This window comes from Peribacillus deserti, assembly GCF_016909175.1.
Lineage (GTDB): Bacteria > Bacillota > Bacilli > Bacillales > DSM-1321 > Paraperibacillus > Paraperibacillus deserti.
The window spans coordinates 75,128-93,372 of the sequence record NZ_JAFBFI010000015.1; the positions used below are offsets into that span (position 1 = coordinate 75,128).

17 protein-coding genes are annotated in these 18,245 nt (G+C 41.0%); 4 read left to right on the forward strand and 13 right to left on the reverse strand.

The features are described 5' to 3' along the window. Nucleotides 1-241: 241 nt before the first annotated feature. Nucleotides 242-1,210, reverse strand: coding sequence for a proline dehydrogenase family protein (locus JOC77_RS15505; protein WP_204544741.1), 969 nt, complete (start codon nucleotides 1,208-1,210; stop codon nucleotides 242-244). A gap of 521 nt (nucleotides 1,211-1,731) precedes the next feature. Here JOC77_RS15505 and JOC77_RS15510 point away from each other — a divergent pair. Continuing rightward, nucleotides 1,732-2,178: a hypothetical protein gene (locus JOC77_RS15510; protein ID WP_204544743.1), complete on the forward strand. Its 447-nt coding sequence runs from the start codon at nucleotides 1,732-1,734 to the stop codon at nucleotides 2,176-2,178. Beyond that, the gene (locus tag JOC77_RS15515; protein ID WP_204544745.1) at nucleotides 2,166-2,453 is read left to right on the forward strand and encodes a YxcD family protein; all 288 of its coding nucleotides are present in this window, start codon (nucleotides 2,166-2,168) and stop codon (nucleotides 2,451-2,453) included. The genes JOC77_RS15510 and JOC77_RS15515 overlap by 13 nt, the downstream gene beginning before the upstream one ends. A 260-nt stretch (nucleotides 2,454-2,713) precedes the next feature. On the opposite strand, the gene JOC77_RS15520 is transcribed toward JOC77_RS15515, so the two are convergent. The 4 genes from JOC77_RS15520 to JOC77_RS21365 form a co-directional block, all read right to left on the reverse strand. Continuing rightward, the gene (locus JOC77_RS15520) at nucleotides 2,714-3,184 is read right to left on the reverse strand and encodes a hypothetical protein (protein ID WP_204544747.1); all 471 of its coding nucleotides are present in this window, start codon (nucleotides 3,182-3,184) and stop codon (nucleotides 2,714-2,716) included. A gap of 172 nt (nucleotides 3,185-3,356) precedes the next feature. Next, a complete protein-coding gene (locus JOC77_RS21355; RefSeq protein ID WP_239558799.1) occupies nucleotides 3,357-3,857 on the reverse strand; it encodes an ATP-binding cassette domain-containing protein in 501 nt (166 codons plus the stop codon). A 115-nt stretch (nucleotides 3,858-3,972) separates the two neighbouring features. Further along, nucleotides 3,973-4,503, reverse strand: a complete 531-nt coding sequence (locus JOC77_RS21360; protein ID WP_239558800.1) for an ATP-binding cassette domain-containing protein — start codon at nucleotides 4,501-4,503, stop codon at nucleotides 3,973-3,975. Between the two features lie 23 nt (nucleotides 4,504-4,526). Then, entirely contained in the window at nucleotides 4,527-5,198 is a 672-nt protein-coding gene (locus JOC77_RS21365) for an ATP-binding cassette domain-containing protein (protein ID WP_239558816.1), read from the reverse strand. Nucleotides 5,199-5,974: 776 nt separating this feature from the next. Between JOC77_RS21365 and JOC77_RS15530 the strand changes: the two genes are divergently transcribed. Next, nucleotides 5,975-6,556 carry a uracil-DNA glycosylase gene (locus JOC77_RS15530; protein ID WP_204544749.1) on the forward strand — a complete coding sequence of 194 codons (582 nt, stop codon included), beginning with the start codon at nucleotides 5,975-5,977 and terminating at the stop codon, nucleotides 6,554-6,556. A 145-nt stretch (nucleotides 6,557-6,701) separates the two neighbouring features. Here JOC77_RS15530 and sstT read toward each other — a convergent pair whose 3' ends face one another. From sstT to JOC77_RS15570, 8 genes are all read right to left on the reverse strand, one after another. Then, nucleotides 6,702-7,940, reverse strand: a complete 1,239-nt coding sequence (sstT, locus tag JOC77_RS15535; protein WP_204544751.1) for a serine/threonine transporter SstT — start codon at nucleotides 7,938-7,940, stop codon at nucleotides 6,702-6,704. 453 nt (nucleotides 7,941-8,393) lie between these two features. After that, the gene (locus JOC77_RS15540; RefSeq protein ID WP_204544753.1) at nucleotides 8,394-8,573 is read right to left on the reverse strand and encodes a hypothetical protein; all 180 of its coding nucleotides are present in this window, start codon (nucleotides 8,571-8,573) and stop codon (nucleotides 8,394-8,396) included. 187 nt (nucleotides 8,574-8,760) lie between these two features. Beyond that, entirely contained in the window at nucleotides 8,761-9,642 is an 882-nt protein-coding gene (locus JOC77_RS15545; RefSeq protein WP_239558802.1) for an endonuclease/exonuclease/phosphatase family protein, read from the reverse strand. A gap of 281 nt (nucleotides 9,643-9,923) precedes the next feature. After that, nucleotides 9,924-10,148, reverse strand: a complete 225-nt coding sequence (locus JOC77_RS15550; RefSeq protein ID WP_204544755.1) for a hypothetical protein — start codon at nucleotides 10,146-10,148, stop codon at nucleotides 9,924-9,926. Nucleotides 10,149-10,848: 700 nt separating this feature from the next. After that, nucleotides 10,849-12,195, reverse strand: a complete 1,347-nt coding sequence (locus tag JOC77_RS15555) for a glucoamylase family protein (protein WP_239558804.1) — start codon at nucleotides 12,193-12,195, stop codon at nucleotides 10,849-10,851. Nucleotides 12,196-12,379: 184 nt separating this feature from the next. Continuing rightward, entirely contained in the window at nucleotides 12,380-13,243 is an 864-nt protein-coding gene (locus tag JOC77_RS15560) for a carbohydrate ABC transporter permease (RefSeq protein WP_204544853.1), read from the reverse strand. Between the two features lie 36 nt (nucleotides 13,244-13,279). Then, nucleotides 13,280-14,170, reverse strand: a complete 891-nt coding sequence (locus tag JOC77_RS15565; RefSeq protein ID WP_204544757.1) for an ABC transporter permease subunit — start codon at nucleotides 14,168-14,170, stop codon at nucleotides 13,280-13,282. Nucleotides 14,171-14,261: 91 nt separating this feature from the next. Continuing rightward, nucleotides 14,262-15,527: a sugar ABC transporter substrate-binding protein gene (locus tag JOC77_RS15570; protein WP_204544759.1), complete on the reverse strand. Its 1,266-nt coding sequence runs from the start codon at nucleotides 15,525-15,527 to the stop codon at nucleotides 14,262-14,264. A gap of 537 nt (nucleotides 15,528-16,064) precedes the next feature. Between JOC77_RS15570 and bglX the strand changes: the two genes are divergently transcribed. Continuing rightward, complete coding sequence (gene bglX / locus JOC77_RS15575) at nucleotides 16,065-18,230, forward strand: beta-glucosidase BglX (RefSeq protein WP_204544763.1); 2,166 nt, start codon at nucleotides 16,065-16,067, stop codon at nucleotides 18,228-18,230. Nucleotides 18,231-18,245 lie beyond the last annotated feature (15 nt).

An 18,245-nucleotide genomic window follows, 5' to 3' on the forward strand; every position in this document is an offset into this window, starting at 1 on the left:
TTTGGGTATATCTTGCTGGTGTATAAAAAAATAACTTGCTGCCAATACACTCTATTGATGAAACAAAAATTCATGTACAGGTTTGTTACCATATGAAATTGCTGCATTAAATTCGAAAAAAGAAGGTTAGAGTGGTTCGTTTAATCCCGCTCCTTAAATGTGAGAACAGCAAATTTGTGATTATTCCATTTTCACTAAAAAACCTCCCTTTAGCATGAAAGGGAGGATACATCTATTTATATTATTTTTTCTTTGTTAATCTTCCTAATAGATAAGCACCAGCTGCTACACCCAGCATTGTATTCGTTTTCTTATTGAACACCTGTTTGGCAACAAGATTCAGGTTTTGCGGTCTTTCGGCAAGGCGGCGCATAAAGTAACCGTACCAGTCCTGGCCAAAAGGCACATACGTACAGAAATTGTAGCCTTCGCTCGCAAGCTTTAACTGAAGATCCTTTCGGAATCCGTAAAGCATTTGGAATTCGAATTTCTCTTTTGGAATATTGTTAGCCCTTACAAATTCTTTCACATGATTGATTACTTTATGGTCATGTGTGGCAATGGATGTGAATTTTCCATTTAATAAATGCCATTCTATTAGGTTAATATAGTTTGAGTCAATTTCGCTTTTTTCTTGATAAGCAAGCTCTGCAGGCTCTTTATAAGCGCCTTTTACGATACGCAGCCGGTAGTTTTTATATTTCTTGATATCTTCTTCAGCTCTAAAGAAATAAGCTTGAATAACGGTTCCAACGTTATCATATTCCTTAGAAAGCTCTTCCAATATGTCAAAGGAAGGCTGCAAACGCTTCGTATCTTCCATATCCATATTCACAAAAAAATCATAACGGCTCGCTCTATCTACGATTTCTCTTACATTTTCCAGACAGAAAGCGTATTCAATATCAAGCCCTAATTGGGATGGCTTTAAAGATATATGTGCATCCACCTGGTTTTGATGAATCGCTTCAATTACTTCGAGGATTTGTTCTTTTGCTTCTGTGGCCTCTTCTTTTTTAAAGACAAATTCGCCGAGGTTATCTACAGTACAAGCGATCCCATGCGCATTAAGCTCTTTAATGCTTTGAATAGCCTGTTCTAAATTTGTTCCCGCAACCACACTTTGCGCCCCTAATTTAAGTCCATATTTTTTAGCGGCAGTATTTAGAAGTTCATTCTGAGATAGTCCAATAAACAAATCTTTTAACATAACAAATTACCCCTAATTCATGTATTATTTTTCACTATGATTATAGCATACTTTTTTAATATAATATGTTTTCAAATATTTCTATTTAAGGCTTGCCGTGTTGCCTTCTGTACGGGTTCAAAAGCGCTTACACTTAACGGCGGAAAACCCTGTGTTTGAGAATCATTAGCGCAGCATTTGACGATAAAATTAATTTATAGTATTATATAACTACAGTTGATAGATTTTCAGCTGTAATGTTATTAACTTAATAATACTCCAAAGGGGAGTAGCTCACAGTTATGTCGTCAATACGTGATGGAAACATCACCGGCCTGACTGGCAACTTTTAAGTTGTTTGCGAGACCTTTGCCAATTACGGTAAAGGGATAAAAATGATTATTTCAAGACCTTTACCAGCATTTTGGTAAAGGTCTTTTTGTTTTTCTATAAAGGAGGAGAAAAGCAGATCTAAACGTAACAATCATCTCACCTGCAGCAAATTCACACTCAAAACTAATTAATATGGAGGAATTATCATTATGAAAAAAATTATAGCAGCCGTCCTTTCAGCAGCGCTTATGTTTTCACCTGCTGCAAACGTAGTATTCCAGGATCATCAAACCGTAGAGGCAAAAGGCTACAAATCAGGTAAGAGAAGCTTTAATAGTAACCAAAATACTCAGACAAACAATAATTCGTTTTTCCAAAATAAAAAACAAAACTCTGTCTCCAACTCTACTAAAGCTGCAGCCACTCAGAAAAAAGGTGGATTTGCTAAGAGCGGCCTGATGAAAGGCCTAATGGTCGGCGGACTTGCAGGATTACTCTTTGGCAGTATGTTCGCGAACATGGGAATCCTGGGCTCACTTCTAGGCTTAATGATTAATGTATTAGCCATTTACTTTGCCATTTCTCTTATTAGAACCCTCATCGTTAACTATAGAAATAAAAAGCGTAGAGAGGAACAAACTCAATGGAGAAACTAATCATTTCCGAGCAAGACATCATTAATGCCGTCTGTGTTTATATCTCACGTAAAAAACAAATACGCCCTGAAGAAGTTGAAGTTGAACTGATGTACGACGACTACGGCTTCTCTGCAGAAGTTTATACGGATGGACGAAAACAGGTCTTAATCACAGCAAACCTTATTGAAGCATTAAGATTGTGGCTAGAGGAATATATGCATAGAGATCCTTATGCCGGGATTACGCTGGTGCTTGATGATGAAGATGGGATAATTGCGCAGGTTAATCAGTAGTGGCTGCAGCGCCCTTCTTCTATTAAAATAAAAAAAGCATGAACCCCTTGTAATGATAAGGATTCATGCTTTTTTTTTTGACTATTTATTTGCTTGAGAAACAGAATGGATAACGACACTTGCGGTTCAGAAAATCTGTAAGCACTCTTCAAGAAGAAGCTTCATTGTCTGCACCTTTGGATTTGGTTATTTCTATATTCTATAGTCCCAATTAATTGCCTCGTAGTTGTATTCATATTCATAAAAGGATAAATATCTTCTTACACACAAGTAAAGGATTCTATCTGCCTCAGACTCACTCCAAAGAAGACCCACCTGTAACCAGTCCAGCGGTATCCTGAAATAGAGGTTCTGCCTAAAAAGACGGGAAAGAACCAAAATTGCTGGCGGTTTCTCAGCCAGACATACGTATATCTGTATAAACACCTTCGAATACTGCCAGGGTCAACTGCAAATGCTTGGGCTTGCTGTGTTTGAGCTGGAATATAAGAAGGAGGCGGTGCGGATGGCGGTCCAGCCTGTTGTCCCTGGCCTGGAGAGCCGTATGGAGGCTGGTTGAAAGGCGGTCCCTGCGGTGGTCCCATCATTCCTCCTGATCCAGGAAACCCCGGCATAAATTGCCTTACGTCAAATTCGTCCTCATAATAATCTTCCGCCAGAATTGGCATTGAGTAATAATCTTCCTGCCCATACGGGTAGTTATAGTTTACATAGTCATGATTAAAATACATTTGATGTACTCCTTTACTTTAGGCATACATCATCTTATTCATTAGTAAATGGATATCAACTTGTACGTTGAAAAGTGGGTATTTACCTATAAACGGTTTTTGCTGTTTTTGCTGGATTCACATACTGATGAGTTTTATATAAGTTACCCTAAGAATCTAGGAAATACTTCAATTAATTACTCAACCACAAAGTCATAACAGAATCCAGTTCTTTACTTAACTCTACTTTCCTGCAATACACCTTATTAAGTTCCTCATAATCTAAAAGGTCTGCAGCCATGGCTTTATCTATCTCTCTTATTTCATTTTCCAGACTTTCAATCTTTGTGAGAGCATTAGCCTCTTCTGCCTCCTTCTTTAAATCTTCAGGATTGTTTTTTTGTTTCTTATCTTTTTTAACATTCACAACAGGCTTTTTCATGTTCTGTAGGCTTTTTTCTACTTTTACACTTCTATAATAATCGTAATTTCCAGGATAGCTTTTAAAGGCATAGTCCTCGACAGCAATGACTCTCTCACCGATTTTATTGATAAGATATCGGTCGTGCGAGATAAAGAAAATCGTTCCTTTAAAGTCTTCCAGTGCTTCCTCAAGGGTTTCTATTGAATCAATATCCAGATGGTTTGTCGGCTCATCAAGGATTAATAAACTTATATCTTGATATAACTGCATGCCAAATGCTTTACTTTTTTGAAGACGCTCTTTTTATAAAACATGAATTTTGAGAGATATTCCCGTGCTTTCCCCTCTAGAATAGAAATTTCTTCCCTGAAAGCTTCCAGCACGGTCAGCTCTTCATTTTTAAAGGTGATTTTCTGTGGTAAATAGGCGCCATCACATTGGCACCTAATTCGACCACTCCCCTATCCGGCTGTTCTTCACCTAAGAGCATTTTTAAGAAGGTGGTTTTGCCGCTGCCATTAGGACCGATCAGCCCCACTCTTTCCCCATAATGAACCATCAAATTTGTGTCTTTAAAAATAAATTTATCTGCATAGCTTTTAACAAGCCCGGTCGCCTTAATGGTTTCTTTTCCAGACCGCTCGGCGGCTTTTAAATCTAGTTTCATATTCCGTTTTTCAAAAACTGGTTTGTCTATTCGATCCAGTTTATCGAGCTTTTTCTGTATGCTGGCAGCTCTCTTGAAGAACTTGTTATTATCAGCCCTCATCGCCCAGTCTCGCAAATTTGTTACGCTCTTTTCCATGACATTGATCTTCTTTTGCTGCTCTCTTAAATGCTCATATTGAATCCGCAGATTTTCTTCCTTTTGACTAACATAAGCTGAATAGTTGCCCTTATAGGTTGTGGACTCCATTTCCTCTACTTCTACAATTTTGGTTACTGTTTTATCCAGAAAATATCGGTCATGGGAAACAATGATGACAATTCCCTTATATCCCTTAAGATAGCCTTCGAGCCAATCACTTCAATCATATCCAGATGATTGGTAGGCTCATCAAGCAACAATATATCTGGATTGTGTATCAAGAGCTTCCCAAGCATCACTCTCGTTTTTTCACCGCCGCTTAACAAATCAAAATCCTTATTTAAAAAACTTTCATTAAATTTCAGCCCTGTACAGACCTTTCCTAATTTCTCTTCTCGGTCATATCCGCCTTTTACTTCGAATAACTGAAGAAGATCGCTGTACTTTTTTAAGGCTTTTTCGAGAGCTGTATCTGCTAACGTCCTCATCTGCTCTTCTAATTCACGCATTTGAGCCTCAATGCAGTCTATTTCTTCGAACGCTAAGTTGAGTACATCGGTTCCTTTTAGGCCTTCTGGAAAGGATGGCACTTGTTCAAGATAAGCACATGTCGCTGCCCGCGGCATGTGGATGAGGCCTTCATCATATCCTGGGCTTGAGGTTTGCGGGTAGCCTGGGTAGTAATTCATGAGTTCTTTCCCTGCGATTAATTTTAGAATGGTGCTTTTCCCGCTCCCGTTTGCGCCCACAATTCCGATCTTTTCTCCTTCATAAGCTTCTAAGGAAATGCTTTTTAGGACCAGCGTGGCCTTTTAACTTTAACTCAAACATACACTTTCAATCTTTCATCCATAATTTCCGCCACGCATTTTATGGACACAACAAAGAAGAACTTCATTACTGCTGCTCTATTAACTTTTCAAGATAAGCTCTTTTAAACTTGTCTGTAGATTTCGCTCCAGGCACTCGCTTTCCGCGGGCGGTCCGGGAGCCTCCTCGGCGATAAACGCCTGTGGGGTCTCCCTTTACCCGCTTTTCCCGCAGGAGTCTCGCGCCTGCAGCGAAGATCAACATAGTGCCAAAATCAACAATGAACTTTAACATAGCCAAAAATAAAAAAGACCATAAGAAGATGGTCTCTTCTTACAGTCTTGGATAGGTGTGAATATAATTGATTCAAGCATATGCAAATAAATGATGTGCACTTCAAAAAAGCACAACATGATGCTTATATGCATTTACCAGCAGGATCCAGCTCCCTGGTGAAACAAATTATAATCTCGGATATCACTACAGTAAGTTATCTTCTAATTGCCGTAATTCCATAAAGAGCATAGCAAATAAACCTACATTGAATAGGTACTTTCACACTCATTACAAAATTTGTATTAATTTTGATGAAATTAATATCAGCAATTTGTTGGTTCCATAAACTTACTTTCCCCCTCCAGAGATTTGCTTTATTATCTAACTTTTTGATTTTTCTGTAAATAATAATTTATATTCTCAATAACTGTAATCGTGGGGCTAAAAATTTGGGCATATTAAGAAATAATTAAGTGATGAGGGGGAGCAAGCCTTGTCTGAATTTTGCGCTTCATTATGGCCAGAAGAACCGACACCGAAAAATCTAATGGATTGCAAAGAATGCGGTCTTTATCAGCATGGATCACGGATGGTCTGGGGTGAAGGAACTCCAGAAGCACCCATCATGGTTATATTAGATAATCCCGGCGCTCGTGAGGATCGGGATAATAAACCCTTTGTCTGCGGCACTAGACAGACCTTACAACAGGCTGCCTATCAGGCTGGGTTAAAAGCCGTTGATTTGTATGTAACCTATATTTTAAAAAGAAAACCTGTCCGTGCATATAATAAAGAACAAGCCAGGCTGATCTGCATGAATCATCTTGAGCAGCAGCTGCAGTCCAAACAGCCAAAATTGATTGTCTGCCTTGGCAATATTGCCGTTCAATCCTTCTTTCAAAACCCAGAAGTTGAGGTAAAATCATTACGCGGTAAAATCCACAGCGTCCACGGATACCGAACAATCGCAGCCTACCATCCATTAGCAGTAAGACGGCGCCCTAATCTGTGGCCAATGTTTTTAGAGGACTGGAATTTAGCGGCCGAACATTTTAAAACAATCCCATTTAGTTAGCACGCAGGCTGTTTTTAACGGATCTTGGCCTTTCAAAGAATGTTTGGTTAATAGTACAGTTTCCCATAAAAAAACTACACCTCTAATTGTTGGTAAAACCTAACAAGCAGGGTGCAGTTCAATCGCAGATAAAAGTATTTCTTCTTTATGCTGCTTTATGGATATCTATTTTTTTACCTTCTTTACGCCATTCCTTATATTCAGCGGCTGCTGTGAACAGTACATCTGTCGATGAGTTAAGGGCCGTTTCAAAAGAGTCTTGTAAAACGCCAATGATAAAGCCTACACCAACTACCTGCATCGCAACATCAGCGGGGATTCCGAATAAGCTGCATGCCAACGGGATCAATAGTAGGGAGCCGCCGGCAACCCCTGAAGCACCGCAGGCACATATGGCTGACACTACGCTGAGGATGATTGCAGTAGGGAGGTCCACTTGAATGTCTAGTGTATGAACCGCAGCAAGAGTCAAAACAGAAATAGTAACAGCGGCACCAGCCATATTGATGGTTGCACCTAATGGAATCGACACTGAATAACTATCCTTATTCAAGCCTAGATTTTCACATAATTTCATATTTACAGGAATATTGGAAGCTGAGCTGCGTGTAAAGAATGCTGTAATACTGCTTTCCTTTAAGCACTTAAACACAAGCGGGTAAGGGTTCTGCCTTATTGCTGCAAACACGATGATCGGATTGACAACCAGTGCTACAAAAACCATACAGCCAATTAAAACGGCTAGTAATTTCCCATAGTTTAATAACGCCTCAATTCCATTTGCAGTAATAGACTCAAATACCAGTCCCATGATTCCGAGCGGCGCAAACTTAATCACCCATGTAACTATCTTGGAAACAGCATCTGAAAAATTAGCAATCATCGTTTTTGTCGTATCAGCGGCATTTCGTAAAGCCAGACCAAGAAGTACCGCCCAAGCTAAAATACCAATATAGTTCGAATTATAAATAGCTTTAACCGGGTTATCAACAACGTTCAGCAGTAGTGATTTGAGAACCTCTACAACACCGCCGGGAGGTGTCACACCCTCAGCGCCCTTCGCAAGTGTTAAGCCAACCGGAAAAATAAAACTTACAATAACGGCGATTAATCCAGCTAAAAAGGTTCCTAAAAGGTAAAGAAAGATAATCGATTTCATATTCGTTTTGTGCCCGCTCTTGTGCTGCGCGATGGCCGACATAACCAGGAACAATACCAATACAGGTGCAATAGCTTTTAGCGCACCTACAAATAAAGAGCCTAAGATGACAACTGGTTTTGCAATCTCTGGGATCGCTACAGCCAGGATAATACCAATAATCAAACCTACTATTATTTGCTTTACCAGACTCACTTGACTCCACTTTTTCAGAAGACTTTTCATCGATTTTTCCTCCTAGATGTCTTTCATTCTACTCATGATAATATCAAATTACATAAGTATCTGGACTTTGATGGATGATCACTTTCAATAGATTCCACTTTACACATACAACTGTTTTTCTAATGAATACAATTATAATCATTTTTTTGATATTTTACAATATTATTATTTCACTACAAAAAGTTGGTAGCATATTAGAAAAACCTCATAAATCATAAGTCCAATCAATACATATCCATTATCACTTTGAGAGCGATTACTATTTTAGATGAATTTATGACACCCACGGTTTAGGAGTTTTTCATATTTATTTGATTATGCAAAAACCCGTAGCGAGCAAACGTCCATCTCTGCCTCCAACAATTGAAGCGCTAACTCTTCGCTAATGAAAAAAGGCAGCTCCCCCTAGGGACAGCTGCTATGTCAGTACTTGTAATAGTACAGATATTTATTTTAAAGGCTCATATAAAAGCAATTGAATATTGATTTATAAATATCCCCTTCAATATCTGCGTCGATTTGTTGATCATACCTTCCTTTCGGATCAGGTATGTCATGAATTATTTTTGTCTCACTTTGATTCTGGTTATCTCGATCCGCTTCTTTGGTCTGGTTCTTCATATCCTTATCCACCAGAAAACACCTCCATTTATAATGTGGAATAAATTTAATGAATTTATTCTGTCTTATAAGTTAATAAATTCTATGATTAACTGGATTAATTTAAAAAGGAAGCACCTTTTTTCAGTGCTCCCTACGATTTAAAAACACCCAATGACAATAGGAACTCTCTTGTTATAAAAGAAGTCTATTGTAATGTTTATTTATTTCCATTAAGGTTCGGCTGCTCACGATCCAGCACTACTTCGGCAATGATTGGGAGGTGATCAGAAGCTAAACTATTTATGACTTTGGAGTTTACTGTTTGGATGTCATTTGATGTAAAAATATAATCAATCCGTTTTGCAGGATTATCAGCAGGGTACGTATATGCTTGCGGATTATGTGCAAAAACATCAAGATAATTAGCATATAAAGGTTTCATTTCATTGCTTTTCGGCGTTGCATTTAAATCTCCCATGATTACTTTAGGCCCATTTGACTTCCCTGCAATTTCTACCATTTCTTTGATTTGAATTTCACGTTCAGCAGAGGTAAGCGCCAGATGAGTATTATACAGATGCAGATGATTTCCTTTTACGTTTATTGTAGTTTCTAGAAGACCACGCTGCTCAGTGTTCCCGACTTTTGTTAAAGAGTGATTTTCGGTATGTATAATAGGATATTTACTTAAAATTGCCGTTCCATACTGACGGCGCTGATTTCCAACATCTAAAGGTTCAAGATCAAGGTTGGCTGCATATGTATAAAACATTCCGAGACGTTCTGCCAATAACTTGGCTTGATCTTGAAAATCACTGCGATCGGACCAATGATTGTCCACTTCCTGCAGCCCAACAATATCAATATTTGATCCTTCAACTATTTTGGCAATTCGTTCTAAGTCTAATACGCCGTCTTCCCCTTCAGCGTGATGAATATTATAGGACATCATCTTTAGATTCACCGGTTGACCGCGTTCAAATAGGGGTTGTTGGGCAAATGTATTAAATCCTACTCCTAAAAACATTACAGCCATCATCGTGATTATACTTAATACCTTGCAGATTCCGCCTTTTTCGCTTTTTACTTTTTCCATCATTCTTACCTCCTCTAGAAATTTTGATTTCTATTAAAGGATAACAACTGTAAGAAAAATCTCAATTATGTTTATGTAAAAAAAGAGTTTAGGTTTTGTTACGCTAATATTAATGCAAGGCTTTATGTGAGATAAACTCTGAATAGAGGTATGGGCTGCAGGAAAACTCTGAGTGAGGAGAAATAGAATGGAGCCTGAACCCAGTACATAAAATGCCGGGGGCAGGCTCCTTAAAGAAATATTTATTGAAAATGGCCATTATTATTATTCACAATAGCTTTCGCTTATTCAAAGTCTGCTTCTGATACCAGGAATTCAACAATATACGGACTATGTTCATGGCCTTTATTGTCCACATCTCTGAAAACATCTCTTATAATATCTAGAATCCGGTTGTTGTCTTCTGGAACTTTATCCACTAGCACATCTGATACCGCCAGAGCCTGCAGCTTGGCCCTGACATCCTCGGCATCGTTTTCATTTCTAAAATAAGCCGCAACTCTTTCCATACCGCTTCACTCCTCTCTTATATTTTTTATCCGTTACACATACATAACCTTTTTTTACAATTCTTGAAACCGCTTCTACTTTTACTCCCCAGTACAAACTAACCTGTTTTTTACATAGAAAAAAGACCTACCTTATGATATTATCCCCTTTAAGTTGACACTATAAAAAGCCCACGTAATTATGCTGGGTGAGTGTTTATATTTTTTACAATTTTTATGTTGAGCATTAAAGTGGAAGAGGAGTACTTTGTAAGATTGTCCACATCATGTAAAACATCATAATTAGAGTTAAACTGATTAATTTTTCATTAGGGTTCCAATTGTAGATTTACACCTAGCACGAATTATATGTATGTTCTCATTCTCTAACTTACAAAATGTTTAAATGTGATATACTCGTTAAATTGCTTCTTTCTTACCAACACGGAAAACTTGAATAGACGTGGCTCCCTCAGATAAATCTATAAGTTTTGGTGAATGGGTCGAAATCATGAGGGCATTTTTTCGCCAATTTTATAGAGGGACTACTTAGTGCACGAACTGCTTCTGGGTGTAAAAAAAACTGGACCCTAATTGTTAGGTGTGTAACAATTAGGGTCCAGTTTAGTGCCCTGAACTGCTTGAAAAAACATGGTCATAAATCCACTTAAAAAAGAAACAAAAAAGCGCAGACCTAAATGCCCTGTCTGCGCCCTTTGTTTTATTGGATCGAAAATACTTCTTTCTTTAAGAGTCCCTCTGGATTGCGGCCAATGTCGCTTCCATGGAAGTAATCACGGATTACTCCCTCTTCCACATAATTTGCTATGGAAGCCATGATCATTCCCTGATCGAGTGCAAGATAAGCCTTGGCCACATCCCCAGTGACCACATTGACTGAGTCATAGAATCCATGCTTCCCGTATGTTTCCAAATCTTTCAAAGATTTTATGTTCTTATATGCTTCATTTGGAGCATATTCAAGGGCCAGGAATGTCGCATGAGCCGTGACTGTCCCGTCATCCTTGTACCCGGATGTTCCGAGCGGCGTAGCTGCAAATTCGCTGTATCCATCAGGGGTGGCAGCTGGTGAGAATCCCCATGCAGGATATGCCTTCTCCTTCGCGAAAGCTATCTGCAATTCTACATGCCGCTGGTTGTTCAGTCCAAGCGCGTTCTTCCCCAGTTCCTTTTCCTTAAGCACGATTCCTGGCATTAACCCTTCGAACATGCTGCCGCCCCAGCTAGGAACGAAGCTTGTCCCTTTATATTGATAGTGACCTTCAAAAACGGGAACACCATCATACTCTACAGTCGGGCCGACCGGAATTTGTGCCTGCCAATCCCATTCAGCTGGCAGGGTTCTATACATCTTCCACCAATGCTCTTTTGGGACATCCCCCTTACCGATAGCAATATAACTCGCCAGACGCGGTTCAGTATAGAACATACCATAATGATGTCCGGTCAGCTCCCCTTTATCTACATAGTAACCCCCGCGGAATTGTCCCACTACTGGATCATAAAGCGGTGTATAATTCATGGCACTAACGAGCTTTCCGGCTTGTCCATTAAGTTCCTTGTAAGCCTGGTCCACAACGATCAAACCTGCTGAAAGCCATCCGTTATCAACTTGTGATATGAATTGCCCCCAATCTTTTTTTAACGTTCCATCCGTATAATACCAGTTGTAGAATAGCCCGTTCCATTTCTCTAGACCTTCAAGCGTCTTCAATGTTGTCTTGATCCTAGATACAGCCTCTTCTCTGGAGATTATGCCCATCTCCTGTGCCGATACTGTGCTGATCAGGTACATTCCTATATTTGTCGGAGATGTATGCTTTGCCTCTGTCCCCTTTCCATCCTTAAAACGGACTGCATCATCAGTCAGTCCGGACACCGGGTCTGTATAGGCCTGGAAGTAACTGTACGTCTTCTTTGCTATAGCCCTCAACTCGCTTTTAAAGCCCTGGGTATTGGTATTGCCTTTGGCAAACGTCACAGGTGAAACTGCCAGGCTGGAGAGGAAAAACAACATCGCGAGCATTAACACAAGAACCTTTTTCATCCTATTTATATCCCCTTTCAATGGTAATCGAAACGTTTCTATTTTTAGAATACCACTGAAGGATGAAAGCGTAAACATTACTTTTGACACAATTTTGAAAATTTTTACAAAAGCAATATATCCTAGAAAAACATTTAAATAATAAAAAAATCCCCATGGACATGGGGATTAGTAAGGAAAGTGTTTACTTCATTCCTGAAATGGTATAGCCATCAATGATATGCTTCTGGAACAGGATAAAGATGAGGATGATTGGAACCACCATGAAGGTTGAACCTGCCATCTGCAGGGCAAAGTTACCCCCATATTGGCCTTTCAATAGAGACAATCCTACTGACAATGTGTATAAGCTTTCATCATTTGCAATGATCAGCGGCCATAGGAAGCTATTCCAGCCGGCAATGAATGTCAAGATGCCCTGGACGGCGATGATCGGTTTTGACATCGGCAGAACGATCTGGACAAATACGCGTAATTCACTCGCACCGTCCAGGCGGGCGGCTTCCAGTAATTCATCAGGGATGGTCGACATGAACTGCCGAAATAGGAAGATGCCGAATGCCCCGACAAGGCTGGGGAGTACAATTCCTGCCATCGTATTGGTCAGATTCATTTCATTCAGGATCAGATAAACTGGGATCATCGTGACCTGACCTGGAATCATCATTGTGGCAAGTACTAAATAAAACAGCTTCTCTCGTCCCCTGAATTCAAACTTGGCGAATGCATATCCGGCCATGGCATTCAAGAAGAGTCCCACAAAAGACCAAAGTACAATTACAATGGTATTCTTTAGGTAGACAGAAAAATTCATGTTTTTAAAAAGGTTTTGGAAATTTTCCATCGTGAACTCATTTGGGAATAGAGTTGGCGGGATCTGTACGACTTCACTTTCCGTCTTGAATGCGGAAAGGATCATCCAGATGAATGGTATCGCCACCAATAAACCTCCAATAGCCAAGATTATTCCGACCAGCCATTGCTGGGCTTTGGACTTCCGTTCAGGATTTGCTTCCGGTTTATGTAATGGCTTTGTCGGCCTTTCCATGATGTTTGTCTTCATAGATTCCACCCCTTTCTTCTATTAATAGTCCGTATTCTTGTTTTGAAATTTAAACTGGACCATGGTAATGATAATGATGGCAATGAACAGGATGAACGAACCGGCTGCCGCATAACCAAAGTTGCTGAGCTGGAAACCGTTTCGGTAAATGAACAATGCCACTGATGTCGTACTGTCGAGCGGGCCCCCATTCGTTATGACGAATGGTTCCTCAAAGAATTGCAGCCATCCGATCATCGTCGTAATGGAAACGAAGAAAATCGCATACCGGAGTAAAGGAAGGGTTATTTTGGTGAGCTGCTTCCATCCATTCGCTCCATCCAACTGTGCTGCCTCATAGTATGTTTTTGGGATCCCCTGCAAAGCGGCCAAAAATATGATCATGTTCACTCCAATGGCCCTCCAGAGCGCCAGGGCAATCAACGACACCTTCGCCATGACTGGATCCTGCAGCCACGGTACCGATGGCAGGTGAAGCAGGTTCAAGATATAGTTGAACAGCCCTAAATTGGGGTTGTATAGATAGGTCCATACAACGGCTACCGCCACTACGTTGGTGATAGAAGGCATATAGAATACGACGCGGAAAGCCTTGAAAATGCGTGACTTCCCAAAATTGATCAAAAGGGCGATGCCCAAAGAACAAATAATAACCAGTGGTACGCCAAACACCACATAAAACAGGGTATTAAATATAGACTTTAGAAAGATGGGATCTTTTACGACCTCTTTATAATTTTCTATTCCGACAAAACTTATTGTCGTCCAGTCAGCCAAGCCTGCCAGATCAATGTCCGTAAAGCTGATGACCAGGGCGACAAAGATCGGGAAGATGGAAAACAGGATCAACAAAAGAATGGCCGGTGCAATGAAGAAATATGGAGTTTTTTTTGAAGCGGTATAACTTTTCACGGGAAGTTTCTCCTTCCATATCCAGAATTAATCCTTTTAAATAGATAAACCAGCAGGGGCGGGTCCTGCCAGTTTATCTTCCTTACAATATTTACTTGCTTAAGATTTCCTCAGCCTTTTTGTTGAAAGAATTCAATTCGTCCTGAACATCCTTGCCACCACGGAAAATCTGCTCAAAACTGCTTAAGAATGTCTGCGCGATTTTTTCAAAGGACTGGATGACCGGCATTGGCTGGGCATTTTCAAGTTGTTGCCCGAATACTTTGTAGAATTCGTTTTCTTCAAGTGCCTTATCGCTCCAAGCTTCCTTGTTTGCAGGAAGTGCATTAGTCATCTCAAGCCATTTTACCTGGGTTTCCGGCTTACTCATGTAAGCTAGGAATTTCAAGGAAGCATCTTTATTTTTCGTATGTTGGAAAACAGATAAGTCGGATCCACCTAGAGTTGAAGCATTACTTTGTTTGGCCGGCAGGACTGCGGTAGCCCATTTTCCTTTAATATCAGGAGCCTGGTCGTTAATGATCTTAACCATCCATGGACCACTGATGAACATTGGGAGGATACCCTCACCTCGGAAGCCCTGAACGATATCCAGGCCGATATCATCCTTTGGTGCCGAACCATCCTTGAAGAATCCATTGAGGTAATCGACAGCCTCAACAAACGGCTTCTCATTGAAGAGAGGCTTTGTTCCATCGATCAACTGGGATCCATTCTGACGTGCGAACATGAACGCAAGGCTTTGTTCCTTTGCATCGATGCTGATTCCATATTTCTTGTCACCGCGTTCTGAAAGCTTCTTGGCTGCGTCACGTAGTTCATCCCACGTTTTCGGAGCCTCGTCGTAACCAACCTTTTTTAATAAGTCGGTGCGATAAAACAGGACACGCGTATCAACATACCAGGGTACACCCACAACTTTGCCGTCAACCTTAGTTGTTTCAACAGAACCCTCATAGAAATTGTCCGATCCCAGTTCAGGATACTTATCAAGGTGTGGTGTGAGGTCCATTAGCGCATTAGCCGACGCGAATTCCGGTATCCATGTCGTACCCATCTGGATCACATCTGGCCCCTTTTTGGATGCCACTGCAGTCAATAGCTTGTCATGCGCTTTGTCCCATGGTATGGCCTGGACTTTCACATCAATATTTGGATTTGCCTTTTCAAATTGATCGGCAATCTTCGGAAGTGATTTTGCTTCCTCCCCCATTCCCCATACATTGATGGTTGTTTTATCATCCTTTCCGGACGAAGACGAATCAGCGGAGCAGCCAGCAAGTGTGCTGGAAATAACAACCGTCCCAAGGATTGCCGCTGTCATGACTTTCTTTCTGAAACTGGATATTGTCTTCATGTTTTATCCCCCAATAATTATTCTAGTGGAACTTTCATTATTTCCTCGGACCTGCTTCATACTTTTCATATTTTAATAGCAGAGGCAAGGTCAATCAAGGTTACATTCATATTTTAAATGAATCCTACATTTACATGTTGGTTTAATCAGCCTTCTCTAACTTCCTACAGAAAGTGATACCTCCTTTGGTGAAACGTTTCGAAAGTAGTCAAAAAAATAATAGACTCTGAATTCGTAAGCCGTTCCAGATCATTTTTAATAACTTTAAGAACGTAAGAAGAAAAGCGTAGAAACGTTTCGATAACGCTATTATAAGGGAGCTTGAAATCGTTTACAATACCATTTTTAATTTTTTTTTGCCTTGCAGCTTTCTTTCCTTGTAATATTTCTTTAAATTAGCATCATTTTCTTCCTCAAACTCTGCCAATCTTACATCAAGACGTTTCTTCCGTTGATTGACTGCTAGAAAGAAAGCGCTTATAATCCAATTATCGAAACGTTTCTATTGTTTTCAAATAAATCAATGGAGGAAATAATATGATAGACAAACACCTGCACTCGCTTGTTCAAAAAATGACGTTGGAAGAAAAAGTCGCTCAATTGATTCAATTAGCAACCCCTTTCTATGAAGCTTCAAAAGACCGGGGCCAGATTACTGGACCTATGGTTGAGATGGGAATAACTGAAGATATTGTCACATCGAGTGGCTCCGTTCTTGGAGCTTCTGGAGCACAAGAGGTTATCAATATTCAAAAACATCATTTACAGAATAACAGGCTTGGTATCCCCTTATTATTCATGGCTGATATCGTCCATGGATACAAGACGATCTTTCCTGTTCCCCTCGCAATAGGGTGCTCTTGGGATTTGGAATTAGCCGAGGAAAGTGCAAGGATTGCTGCAAAAGAGGCAGCCGTTTCAGGTGTTCATGTGACTTTTGCCCCCATGGTCGACCTGGTCCGAGACCCTCGCTGGGGACGAGTGATGGAGACAACTGGGGAAGATCCTCATTTAAATAGCGAATTTGCCCGGGCATTTGTAAGGGGCTTCCAGGGAAACGACCTGAAAAATCAAACAGACCGGGTGGCGGCGTGCGTAAAGCACTTTGCCGCGTATGGGGCTCCTGAAGGCGGAAGAGACTATAACACCGTCAATATGTCAGAAAGGCAGCTGCGCGAATCCTACCTCCCAGCTTATAAGGCGGCTCTGGATGAAGGTTGTGAGATGGTGATGACCGCCTTCAATACGGTGGATGGGGTCCCGGCAAGCGGAAACAAATGGCTCATGCGTGACCTGCTAAGGGAAGAGTGGAATTTTGAGGGTGTACTCATTTCCGACTGGGGTGCTGTGAAGGAACTGATCCCCCATGGTGTTGCCGAAGATGAGAAAGAAGCGGCCTATAAGGCCCTTACTGCAGGGGTAGATATCGAAATGATGACGGCCTGCTACGTGAATCACCTTAAGGACCTTATTAATGAGGGAGAAATCAGTGAAGCCGTAGTTGATGAGTCTGTACTGCGAATATTAAGGCTAAAGGACCGTTTGGGCCTTTTCGATGCTCCTTTTAGGGGAGCCGATGTAGAAGCAGAACGGGAAATTGTTCTCTCTAACGAGAACCGCAGAGCAGCACGCGAACTAGCTGCAAAATCATGTGTCTTATTGAAGAATGAGGGCTTTCTCCCTCTTGATAGAAGCCAAAAGGTGGCAGTAATTGGCCCATTTGCCCAAAACGGTGACATTTTAGGGCCGTGGTCATGGGCCGGGTCCAAGGAGCAGTCTGTCCAGGTACTTGATGGGCTGAGAAATAAACTGGATGCATCCTCTATTTACAGTGCTGAAGGATGCGGAATTGAAACAATCACAGAGGCACAATTGAAAGATGCTCTAGATACCGCAAGCCGAGCAGATGTCATTGTACTCGCCCTTGGGGAGCATTCTGACATGAGTGGTGAGGCCGGCTGCCGGGCGGATATACGTCTCCCAAAGGTACAGCTGGAACTTATTTCACATTTAAAGCAACTTGGAAAACCAATGGCTGCCGTATTATTCAATGGACGCCCCCTCGATTTACATGGCGTGATCGACCAGGTGGATGCCGTTTTGGAAGCGTGGTACCCAGGGACCGAAGGAGGTGCCGCAATTGCCGACTTGTTGTATGGAGATGTCAATCCTTCAGCGAAACTGACGATGTCATTTCCCTACTCTGTCGGCCAGGTACCGGTGTATTATAACAAATTTAATACGGGACGACCGAAGGATGCCCCCGATGCACAAGAACGATATGTTTCCCAGTATCTTGATATACCAAATGATCCCCTGCTTCCTTTCGGGTTCGGATTAAGCTATACCACTTTCTCATACCACGAAGCGTCACTATCCTCCCAAGCCTTGACTGTTGGGGAACCTATTAACCTCTCTGTGACGGTTGAGAATACTGGACAGGCGGCCGGTGAAGAAATCGTACAGCTTTATATAAGGGATGTTGCAGGAGAAGTCGTGCGGCCATTAAAGGAGCTTAAGGCATTCAAAAAGATTTTCTTGCAGCCTGGGGAAAAGAAAAGGATAGACTTTGCGATCACTGAAGAGCAGCTCCGGTACTATCATTCTGATTTGAGTTACCACAGTGATCCCGGTAAGTTCATCGCTTTTGTAGGGCCTAACAGCCAAGAAGGAATAGCCTTGCCATTCCGGCTCAATAAGTAGAAAAAAAAGGGAAAG